Annotated in this window: 8 protein-coding genes; all 8 read left to right on the top strand. The window is 41.0% G+C overall.

Translation table 11 applies throughout. From position 1 onward, the window contains the following. Positions 1–9: 9 nt before the first annotated feature. The 8 genes from DWZ47_RS02460 (at position 10) to DWZ47_RS02425 (ending at position 12,186) form a co-directional block, all read left to right on the top strand. Positions 10–1,551 (top strand): hypothetical protein, encoded by a 1,542-nt coding sequence (locus tag DWZ47_RS02460; protein ID WP_008016618.1) that lies wholly within the window; start codon positions 10–12, stop codon positions 1,549–1,551. A gap of 227 nt (positions 1,552–1,778) precedes the next feature. Then, positions 1,779–2,702: a ribokinase gene (gene rbsK, locus DWZ47_RS02455; RefSeq protein WP_004315648.1), complete on the top strand. Its 924-nt coding sequence runs from the start codon at positions 1,779–1,781 to the stop codon at positions 2,700–2,702. Positions 2,703–2,741: 39 nt separating this feature from the next. Continuing rightward, positions 2,742–3,728, top strand: a complete 987-nt coding sequence (gene rbsK, locus DWZ47_RS02450) for a ribokinase (protein WP_004315649.1) — start codon at positions 2,742–2,744, stop codon at positions 3,726–3,728. Between the two features lie 73 nt (positions 3,729–3,801). After that, positions 3,802–6,999, top strand: coding sequence for a SusC/RagA family TonB-linked outer membrane protein (locus DWZ47_RS02445; RefSeq protein WP_115484414.1), 3,198 nt, complete (start codon positions 3,802–3,804; stop codon positions 6,997–6,999). 27 nt (positions 7,000–7,026) lie between these two features. Then, complete coding sequence (locus DWZ47_RS02440; RefSeq protein WP_008016622.1) at positions 7,027–8,847, top strand: RagB/SusD family nutrient uptake outer membrane protein; 1,821 nt, start codon at positions 7,027–7,029, stop codon at positions 8,845–8,847. Positions 8,848–8,873: 26 nt separating this feature from the next. Continuing rightward, positions 8,874–10,628: a glycosyl hydrolase family 32 gene (locus DWZ47_RS02435; RefSeq protein WP_008770574.1), complete on the top strand. Its 1,755-nt coding sequence runs from the start codon at positions 8,874–8,876 to the stop codon at positions 10,626–10,628. A 26-nt stretch (positions 10,629–10,654) separates the two neighbouring features. Next, positions 10,655–11,584, top strand: coding sequence for a dihydrodipicolinate synthase family protein (locus DWZ47_RS02430; protein WP_008770573.1), 930 nt, complete (start codon positions 10,655–10,657; stop codon positions 11,582–11,584). After that, a complete protein-coding gene (locus DWZ47_RS02425; protein WP_229128455.1) occupies positions 11,581–12,186 on the top strand; it encodes a YhcH/YjgK/YiaL family protein in 606 nt (201 codons plus the stop codon). The genes DWZ47_RS02430 and DWZ47_RS02425 overlap by 4 nt, the downstream gene beginning before the upstream one ends. The last annotated feature ends 2 nt before the right edge of the window (positions 12,187–12,188 follow it).

Here is a 12,188-nt window from a genome sequence, read left to right as displayed (position 1 = left end):
AAGGGCTTCATGAAAAGAGTCGATTCCGTTATTTCCTTAATATATTCACTATCGAAATCTGAAAAGAAACACTTCTCTTTGCAAGTCGTCAAAGATAAGGAGGAGAAAGACTATCTGGTTATTTATGATATTATCACAAAGAGCAAACAGCCCAATGGAAATGCAGTGAAAGAAGAATTTTATAAGCGCAGACCTAAAGGTTCTTTCGAAGTATCCATTCAATATTTATATGAGAAACTGGTAGATACGCTACTCACATTAAGAAAGAAGAAAGACATCTACTATGATTTGCTAAACGATCTATGCAAAGCCCGTATGCTTTATGAACGCTCTCTGTTCGAAGAGTGTTTCGAGATTTTATCCAATACAATAGAGCAAGCACAATTTTATGAGAATAACGAAATTCTGACGATTGCCCTGAAACAGGAACTGGAATATCTGCTACGGCTGAATTTCCCTAACATGACAGAACAGGAACTCTTTCACAAGCATTTTATTCAGAATGAATCTTTAAAGAAAATCCGAAAGATAACGGAGCAATCCTCACTACACAATTTACTGAAATATCGTCTCTCTCATATCGGGGCGATACGGACTTCAAAACAGAAACAGGATATGAATGACCTCATGGTCAACGAACTTTATATAGCCGCTTCTTCAGATGCGGAGGGGAATTTTGAATTGACACGAAACCATAAACTTTTCCAAGCAAACTATTTAATGGGAGCGGGAGATTACAGAGCCGCCCTAAACTCATACAAGGAACTGAATTCTTTGTTTGAACAGAACCAACAGTTTTGGTCGAATCCACCCATTTATTATTTGTCAGTGCTCGAAGGAGTGCTCGGAAGTTTACGTTCAGTGGGCAACTACAACGAAATGCCGTACTTCCTGGAAAAATTAAAAAGACTGATAGCTGAAGATTCTTCTCTTGAATTTAAAGTAAATGCCACCTGCCTGCTCTTTCAGTACGAACTGTTCCCTTATTTGGACAAAGGAGATTTCTTAGACTGTACAGAGATCATGAATCGTTACCAGGAGACGCTCTACGACAAAGAAGCCTGGCTAAGTCCTATACGCAAAAGTGAACTATTACTTTATACAACGATTGTGCATATTGGTAATCAGAACTATAAAGCAGCCAAAAAATATATAAGTAACGCCATTGTCGACCATAATATTAAATACCTCCCACTGATGAGAACCATTCGTCTGGTTCGCCTCATCGCTTATTACGAAACACAAGAATACGAACTGATCCGGCACGAATCACGTTCCATTACCCGAAGTCTTTCTTCACCGAAAGAACAGACATTTAAGACTGAACGAATTATTCTATGGTTCCTGAATAAAAGGAACCTCCCTATCCTGCGCAAAGATCGGGAAGCCTTTTGGGAAAAGCTATCTCCGGAAATCCAGGAGCTATATAATGATAAATACGAGAACCAGCTTTTACGCATCTTTGATTTCACAGCATGGATGGAATCGAAAATCCGGAAAGAAAAGCTTTCCGAGGTGTTGAGAATACACACAAATGCTAAAGAACCCTAAAAAGGAAGGTTGTTGCATCCTTTCCCTATCATAAAAAAGCATCTTTCAAGTTCACTTTTTCTATTTGTAATTATATAAACATACTTTATATATTCATTCTATACATCCTTATTATCAAGGAGAATTAGCTTCATTATGTTATCTTTGAATTTATATAAATCAATTATTAATGTAGAAAACGATGCATTATTATTCCTTTCATTTGCATTATCCTAATTTTAAATACCATGGAAACTATATCTATTCATAAACCCAAAGTAGTAGTAATTGGAAGTTGCAACACCGACATGGTTGTAAAAGCCAACAGACTACCGGTACCGGGAGAAACCGTTCTGGGCGGAACATTTTATATGAATCCCGGCGGCAAGGGAGCCAATCAAGCAATTGCGGCATCCCGATTAGGAGCCGAGGTCACTTTCATTTCCAAAATCGGGTATGACTTGTTCGGTTTACAGGCATTGGAAATATATAAATCGGAAAAAATTAATACAGAATTTATCTTCACTGATCAGAAAAGTCCATCAGGAGTGGCACTTATCTCTGTCGATTCTTTCGGAGAAAACAGTATTATTGTTGCACCGGGTGCAAGCCGTTCCCTTTCCATTGAAGATATCAACAAAGCCGAAGAAAAAATCAAGGAAGCTGATATTATACTCATGCAGCTTGAAGTTCCAATAGAAACTGCAGAGTTTGCAGCTACTATCGCCAATAAGTACAACAAAAAGGTAATACTCAATCCTGCGCCTGCATCTACCTTGAGTGATACATTTCTTAGAAACATACACACCATACTTCCTAACCGAATTGAAGCCGAAATGTTGTCCGGAATTAAAGTCATAGATATAGAAAGCGCCCACCGGGCCGCCAAAACAATAGGAGATAAAGGCATAGAAAATGTCGTCATCACATTAGGTAAAGATGGTGCCTATGTAAAGGAGAAAGATAAATATGCAATGATTCCTGCCAAACAAGTAGAGACTATCGACACTACCGGAGCTGGAGATGTATTCTGCGGTGCATTTAGTGTTTGTCTATCCGAAAAGCATTCACTGACAGAAGCTGTCGAGTTTGCCAACGCAGCGGCAGCAATTGCCGTTACCCGTATCGGTGCACAGAGTGCTATTCCTTATAAAATGGAAGTTACTTTATAAAAAAATAAAAGACCTAGGTTAAATATAAATCTGATTCACATGAAAGTAGTAGTTATTGGAAGCTCAAACATCGACATGGTTGCTCAAGTCAACCATTTACCGGCACCCGGCGAAACTGTCGGTGATGCCTCTTTTATGCAATCTCTTGGAGGAAAAGGTGCAAACCAGGCCGTGGCTGCAGCACGGCTGGGAGGTTCGGTCACCTTTGTCACTTCCCTTGGGAATGATATGTATGCCGATATACTCAAAAAGAATTTTGAAAAAGAGGGAATCACTACGGATTATATTATCAATGACACCCAGCATCCTACAGGAACAGCATTAATCTTCGTAGCAGATAGTGGAGAAAATTGTATAGCCGTAGCCCCGGGGGCAAACTATTCTTTATCTCCCGAATCAATCAATCATTTTTCCAAAGTAATTGATGAGACGGAAATAGTAGTAATGCAAGCGGAGATTCCTTACAATACGATTAAGAGTATTGCACTATTAGCACAACAAAAAGGTAAAAAGGTTTTGTTTAATCCTGCACCTGCCTGTCTGATTGATGCAGAGTTGATGAAAGCTATCGACATTCTGGTAGTCAACGAAGTAGAAGCAGCTTTTGTTTCAGGTATCAAACATACAGGGGATAACCTAGAAAAGATAGCCGAAGCTCTGATTGCGGCAGGTACACAAAATGTTGTGATAACACTAGGAAGCCATGGCGTATATATGAAAAATGCTCATACAAGCGTCCGGCTTCCCAGTTACCAAGTGAATGCCATTGACACAATTGCGGCCGGCGATACATTCTGCGGCGCATTGGCTGTCATGTGTGCTCAAAAGGAGATAAATATAGAAGCCATCAATTTTGCGAATGCAGCGGCCGCAATTGCCGTTACCCGCTCGGGTGCTCAACCATCTATCCCTACTCTCGAAGAAGTGAACCACTTCATCATAGAAAACGAATTACCTTATCGCTCAACTTCTAAATTTAATGAACATGAAAACCTACTCGAACCGACGATTTATTCTATCAGGTAGAAATCTTCAGTTAGTAACTGACAGTATAAGACATAAACTTATACTGTTATTAAGCTGCCTATTCATTTTCTCTATGAATGTGTATGCTCAAAACTCTGTATCTGGTACCGTTAGAGACGGTAACGGAGAACCTTTGTTAGGAGTTTCCGTCATCGTTAAACATGGGAAAACGACTACCGGAACTGTCACAGACCTCAACGGTCACTATCAGGTAAAAGCAAATCCGAGTGATACTATTGAATTCAGTTTCATCGGATTCAAATCAGTAATAGTACCTGCCAACCAAAAAGTGATCAATGTAACCCTGCATGACGACAACCAATTGCTGGACGAAGTGGTCGTTGTTGGTTACGGTACCCAGAAAAAGGTGAACCTGACAGGAGCAGTCAGCCAGGTCACAGCCGAGGTGCTGGAAAACAGGTCTACATCATCTGTTACACAAATGTTACAAGGAGCTATGCCTAACGTTAATATTCAGGTAAACACGGGAAGTCCCGGAGCAGGCGGAACAATCTCCATTCGTGGAATGGGTTCTGTGAATTCCAGTTCGCCTCTTATTCTGGTAGATGGTATTCCTGGTAGCATAGACCAACTAAATCCGAATGATATTGAATCTATCTCCGTACTCAAGGATGCTTCTTCGGCAGCCATCTATGGTGCACGGGCTGCTTTTGGTGTCGTTTTAGTCACTACTAAAAAAGCTAAATCCGGCAAAGCCAAAATTTCTTACGACGGTTATTTTTCATGGTCAAAACCGACCGTCTCCACCGATTTCGTCACTTCCGGCTATGAACACGCCTATATTTATGATACATCATACATGGGACAGAAAGGGTTCATGGGAGCTGCTACCGGATATACAGAGGAAGATTATAAAGAATTGGAAGCACGCCGATATGATACTACAGAAAATCCGGATCGCCCATGGGTAGTCACCACTACAGAAAGTAATGGCAGACAAAAATACAATTACTATGCCAACTTTGATTGGTGGAACTGGATGTATAAAGAAAGAATGCCGTCGCAATCTCACAACGTAAGTATCTCTGGTGGTACAGACAAAATTCAATATTACGTATCCGCAAATTTCTATTCGAAAGATGGTATGATGAAGCGCGTTGATGAGAAATATACACAATATACCCTGACTTCCAAATTTAATGCGGAAATAAAACCATGGTTGAAAATCGGAAACCAGACAAACTATTTTGATAGTTCGCACACATATCCGGGTGAGAACGCAGCCAATGCAGCTTTTGCCAGAACCATGATTAACTGCGCACCTTATTATGTACCTATCGGGCCAGATGGCAACTACACCGGCTTAATGAAAAACGGTAAAGTTCTCAATGAAGGACGTGTGGCAGATATTTATGGAGGTGTATCTAAAGGAAATGTAGGAAAAAGACGCTTTCGGAATACATTCTCTGTTGAAATCACTCCGATCAAGAATTTATCTGTAAATGCAGATTACACATTTGGTTTCACTATGGATGATAATTGGAAGCGTCAGGGATTAGTATATATTTCTAACGGATATGCCAACGAGACACAGCTGAGTACTACTTCCACTCATAAAAAAGACTATATACAGAAATCAATGTCTTATGATCCGTCTCACGTATTCAACGTATATGCTACCTATGGTAATACTTTTGCAAAAGCACATCATGTATCAGCTACAGTAGGTATGAACTATGAGAAACAACAAAACCATGATCTACTCGGTTATCGCACAGATGTATTGTCCGAAACACTGAACGACTTGAATTTGGCAACAGGAACAGGAGCTTCAGACCTCAAAGCCACAGGAGGCGCATCTGCTTACGAATTGTTCGGCCTTTTCTTTAGAGCCAATTATAATTATAAAGAACGTTACTTACTAGAAGTCAACGGAAGATATGATGGTTCTTCCAGATTCCTTTCAGGAAATAGATATGGTTTCTTCCCCTCCGTATCGGCCGGATGGAGAATCAGCGAGGAACAATTTATGAAAGGATTGAATATCTTCGATAACCTGAAAGTTAGAGCTTCTTATGGTGTTCTGGGAAATCAGTTGGGAGTAAGTATGTATCCATATTCTACCATTACCCAGAAACAGTCTTCTTATATTGTTGGTAATTCGCTTGCCTATTATCTAACGACTCCCGCTCCTGTAGCAGGCGATTATACCTGGGAAAAGGTAGGTACCCTCAACATGGGTATAGATATCAGTGTATTGGACAACAGACTTAACTTCAGTGGGGATTACTTTATCCGAAAAACTTCTGATATGTTTGTCGACGGAGTGACTCTTCCTGCTGTTTACGGTGCAAACCCTCCCCGCCAAAACGCCGGAGAAATGAAAACAAAAGGATATGAAATCACTGTAACCTGGCGTGATAATTTCAAACTGGCCGGGAGATCACTGAATTATGAAATTTTCGGTTCTATAGGTGACGCAACCTCCGAAATCACTAAATACCAAGGAAATGACACGAACATTCTGACAGATTATTATGTAGGAAAGAAAATCGGTGAAATCTGGGGTTACAGAACTGGCGGATTATTCCAATCAGATGAAGAAGCTACGGAATGGACTAGCAAGATAGACCAGTCGGCAGTAAACAGAGACATTTTGAAAAGTCAGGGTAAATGGTCTGTTGCCCGTGGTGGAGATGTAAAATACCTCGATAAGGACGGGAATAACATTATTAACAATGGAGCAAACACACTTGAGGATCATGGTGACCTCGAAGTTATCGGTAACGAAACACCGCGCTACAACTATGGTTTCGGAGCAAACATAAATTGGTATGGATTCGATTTCTCCATCTCATTCCAGGGTATTGGCCAAAGAGACTTGTATCCGAACAAAGAAATGGAAAAATTCTGGGGCTCATGGGGACGTGTCAACAGTGCTTTTCTTCCGAAAGGCATGGCCGAACAAGCATGGTCGGAAGAGAATAAAGGTGCATACTTTCCTCGTCTCGAACGTGGTAGTGCTGCATACAATGATAACGGACAAATGCAAGTTGTTAATGACAGATATTTACAGAACCTGGCATACTTACGTCTGAAAAATCTCTCGATAGGTTATACATTACCAACCAAACTTACAACAAAAGCTGGAATCGAACGACTAAGAATCTATTTTGCTGGTGAAAATCTATGTTATTGGTCACCGTTCAAGACAGACTATATAGATCCCGAACAAGCCATGTCTGCCAACGACGCACGTATCTATCCGTTCTCTAAAACGGTATCTGTCGGTGTAAATCTGACGTTCTAATTTTTTCAACGCTAAACATCTATAAGTATGAAAACAACAACGATACTAAAGAAAGCCTTTTTGATAAGTTCACTATCGCTTTCATTTTGCGCCTGTGATTTAAACCAGTTACCGCAAGATCAAATGACTCCGGAAAACTCTCTAAAAAATGAAACAGAGCTAAAATTATACATCAATGGACTTCTGCCCATGTTGTCAGGAGCATCCAATGTGGATAATGGAGCCAGTGTAGCCGCCGGAAGAATGATGGAAAAGACTGACGACGTAATATGGCCTACACTCCCTGACTATATGATCGGTAAACGGAGTTCCACACAATCAGCCGGAAGCTGGGATTGGGATAATCTGCGAAAGATTAATATCTTCTTGAAATATTCGGTGAACTGTCCGGACGAGACTGTACGTGAGAAGTATAACGCAATGGCATACTATTTGAGAGCGCAATTCTACTACGACAAACTGAAAACGTTTGGTGGAGTCCCCTGGTATGATACTGTACTCGAAGATAACAGTCCGGAACTGTACAAGCCACGTGATTCCCGTGAAATGATTGCAGATAAAATCCTGGAAGACTTGGATAAGGCGATCAAGAACGGGGTGGAAGCCAAAAGCTTGAATGAAATAACCAAATGGACAGCATTGGCCTTAAAGAGCCGTTTTTGCTTATTCGAAGGTACATTCAGAAAATACCATAACATAGAAGGATCGGAGAAATTCCTAAAAGAATGCGTATCAGCTTCTGAAGCATTAATGACTTCAGGTAAATACACTATTGACAAAGGGGAGGGAACGGATGTTGCTTACCGGGATTTATTTGCACAACCTGCAACCAATAACGCCAGTGATGTAGAAGTAATCACTGCTTATGCCTACAGTATTTCACTAGGGGTAAAACATAACACTAATTATTCGATCATCAATGCCAGTGGTAACCAAATTGGACTAAGTAAAGCATTTATGGATTCTTATCTAATGAATGATGGTACCCGTTTCACCGACCAACCGGGTTATGCAACGATGATTTTTGGTGAGGAGTTCGAAAACAGAGATCCACGTATGTTCCAAACAGTCAGGTGTCCCGGCTATGCACGTATCGGCAAGACACATGATGTGAATAGATTATATGAGGCTATGATAATCTCTACCACCGGATATATGCCAATTAAGTACATACAATCCGGCGATTATGATAAGCAGACCAGTAATGAAAATGATATCATCCTGTATCGCTATGCCGAGGTCCTACTGAACTATGCTGAAGCAAAGGCAGAACTGGGCACACTACTCCAAACAGACTTGGAACAAAGTATAAAATTAATACGTGACCGTGTTGGAATGCCGAACATGGACATGGCAGCAGCAAATGCTAATCCAGATCCGGTACTGTCCGCACAATATCCGTTGGTAAACGGTAGCAATAAGGGAGTTATCCTCGAAATACGGAGAGAGCGTAGAGTTGAAATGGTTATGGAAAACTTACGTTATGATGATATCATTCGTTGGAAAGCCGGCCATTTGTTTACCGAGCAATTCAAAGGAGTTTATTTTTCAACAGTTACTGCGCCTTCAACCAAGTATGATTTGGACAAGCCTGCATACACAGCCAGAAACGCTAACTTCTATATTTATATAGGTGAACGTCCCAGTAATCTTACAGAAAAAAACTCAATCGGACTAAATGTAGGCATCTTCCTCAGCAATGGAGATTCCGGTAACAAAGTTGTCAATACAGATAAAGTAAAAACCTGGAATGAAGACCGTGATTACTTAGCACCATTGCCAAGCTCTGCCCTTGTTATCAATCCGAATCTAAAACAGAATCCGTATTGGGACAGCCCTTCCAATTAACTAATCTATCATAAAATAGCATATAAATGAAACGACGTGATTTTATAAGAAATGCAGGTTTAGCATTGTCCACAGCATTTATACCTAATATAGCATTCCCCTCTTTCCTAAGAGGGGGTGCTTCTCCAAGCAGTGCACTATACAATGGCATTACACTACCCGACGTTTGGCCACCAAGAAATATTAGCATGAATTATGATCCCATGCCTTTACCTTATCTGACCAACCGCCCGGAAATCGTTCCTATCGATCTGGGAAGACAGCTCTTTGTCGACAATTTCCTGATTGAACAAACAGATATGGAACGCAGATCATACACACCGCGCAAAATGAGTTTTAATCCCGTATTGAAACCCGAAACAGAACTGGAACAAGGGACATATGGTATTCCCGGAGCCAGTGCCAAAGATGGTGGAGTATGGTGGGATCCCAAAGATAATATTTTTAAAATGTGGTATGAAGCCGGTTGGTTACATAGAATGGCTTACGCTACAAGTAAAGACGGAATACATTGGGAACGTCCAAATCTGGATGTAGTAGCGGGAACCAACCAGATTGTACCAGAAATTGTAGCAGACTCTTCCACGGTTTGGCTGGATCATTTTACTAAGAATCCGGAAGAACGTTTTAAAATGTTCCTACGTTCTCCGAATTCCATACCCGGCTCTACGGAACGTTTCAACTATGGGTTTAGTATGGTTTCTCCAGATGGGATTCATTGGGGAAAGCCAGTCAAAACCGGGCCATGTGGAGACCGAAGTACGATGTTCTACAATCCTTTCCGCCAAAAATGGGTATACAGTCTTCGGAATCCGGAGAACATAAACCGGGTTCCTATCGGACGATTCCGTTATTACCACGAGCATCCAAACTTTCTGGAGGGGGCAAAATGGACAAAAGAAGACCTTATCTTCTGGCTAGGAGCCGATTACCTGGATGACCCAGATCCATATATTGGCGATAAGGCACAATTATACAATCTATCAGCAGTTCCTTACGAAAGTATCATGCTATCATTACCCCAGATACACCTGGGACCATCTAATGAGAGATGTAGAGAAGCCGGAGTTCCTAAAATAACCGAACTGAAAGTGGCTTACAGTCGCGATGGTTTCTATTGGGACCGTACCGACCGGCATACTTTTATCCCGGCCGAACGGAAAGCAGGCTCATGGGACAGAGGATATGTACAATCTGTGGGTGGACTATGCACCATCGTAGGAGATCAGCTTTGGTTTTACTACATAGGCTTCGAAGGGAACAAGAAAAAGAAAAGCACTGTCTATGAGAAAAATGGGATGCATGCCAATGGAAGCACCGGTGTAGCAGTGTTGCGCAGAGATGGTTTTGTATCTTACTCCGCCCAAAAGGAGAAAGGAACACTAGTGACACGTCCTGTTACATTTACTGGGGAATACCTGTTTGTAAACGTAAACTGTCCAAATGGAGAACTAAAGGTCGAGGTATTGGATGCAGACAATAAAGTCATTCAGGGATTCTCTGCCAATGACTGTAAACCGTTGACAGTAGACAGTACGATTGCGCAAATTAGGTGGAAAAATAAAAAAGACCTGTCTACCTTAAAAAGCCAATCGGTCCGATTCAAATTCTATCTCACCAATGGAGATTTGTATTCATTCTGGGTAAGTCCCGATACGGAAGGTGCCAGCAACGGATATAATGCAGCAGGAGGACCGGGGTTCAGCGGTGGTATAGACAAAGAAGGGATGAGGGCTTACAAAAAGGCACAAGATTTCCCCAACTTATTAGAAAGATGTTAAGATAATAATCAGTAATAATATAAAGAATGATGAATAAAGATTTATTTGAAGGTGTGATAACCCCAATGGTTACCCCCCTTATCGACAGAGAAAACATAGATTTCAAAGGCTTGGAAAAATTGCTGGATCATCTGATTAATGGCGGAGTCAGCGGTGTGTTTCTCATGGGTACTACAGGCGAAGGAACAAGTATTTCTCCCCGGATGAGAAAAGATTTAATTAAATATTCGATAGAATACGTAAAGGGACGTGTTCCAGTATTTGTCAGTATTGCCGACTGCTGTATCGAAGAAAGCCTGAATATGGCTCGTTACGCAAAAGAATGTGGGGTTACTTATTTAGTATCCGCACTTCCGTTCTATCTAGGGTTGACACAGAAAGAAATTATCGACTATTATACCACTATTGCCGATAATGTACCTCTGCCTTTGTTCTTATATAACATCCCGGCACAAACTAAATTAATGATTTCCGTTGAAGCAGTCAAGACATTGGCTAAGCATCCGAACATCATCGGCATGAAAGACAGTTCCGGTAATGGTACTTACTTCAACACACTACTCGCAGAAATAAAAGCAGAATATCCCAATTTCACCATTCTCGTAGGGCCGGATGAAATGCTGGCTTCTACCATGGCAATGGGTGGCAATGGTGGCGTGAACTCCGGTTCTAATCTGTTTCCAGAACTATACGTCAACTTATTCAAAGCCTGCAAAGCGAAAGATACAGAAAGAATACTTAAACTACAGAAACTGGTAATGAAGGTTTCCACCGGAGTTTATTCCGTAGATAAGTCAAGTGTATCCTTTCTCAAAGGTCTGAAAGCAGCATTGTTTACAGAAGGCTTGATAACCGACTATATCTGCGAACCTTTGCAAAAAGTGAATAATGCCGATCTGGAAACAATCAGAAAGAATGTAACAGAATTGAAACAACAAATCATTCAAGTATTATGAGAACAAACAACCAATTAATCACTCTACTAATGATTATTACCATGACTTGTTCCTGTGAAAACATTAAAAAGAATAATAGCATTGCCACATCCGCAGCCGACCCCACAGAAATAGATTGGAGATACGGTTGGACAGTAGCTGCCAGTCCGATACTCGATATGGATGCTCTGAAAAAGCACCAGGCCCAATACCCGGAAAGATGGAAAGCCACATTCGAGTATCTGAAGAATACAGATCTAGGCAGGCTGTCTCCCGGTGAACACGAAATCATAGGACGTGAAGTATATGCTATTGTCAGCGAATATACCCCTAAAGAAGCAACAGAATGCAACTTTGAAGCACATCGCAAATATATCGACTTCCAATATCTGATTAGCGGAAAAGAGAAGATGGGGGTAACAACACTGGACAAAGTGGTCCCTATTTGTGAATATGACGAAGAAAAGGATATTGTCTTCTTCAAACCCGATGCATCGGCTATATATGAAGTGGCAACACCCGATCTTTTCTATGTTTTCTTCCCTAAGGATCCACATCGTCCCAGCATAAAAGACGAAAATGGGGTGACTGTGAAGAAAATAGTCATTAAAATCAAAATGTAAAT

The sequence above is a fragment of the Bacteroides sp. AF32-8BH genome, from assembly GCF_003435205.1.
Taxonomy (GTDB): domain Bacteria; phylum Bacteroidota; class Bacteroidia; order Bacteroidales; family Bacteroidaceae; genus Bacteroides; species Bacteroides ovatus.
Note: the sequence above shows the minus strand (reverse complement) of the source record. Positions and strands in the feature narration are given on the sequence as shown.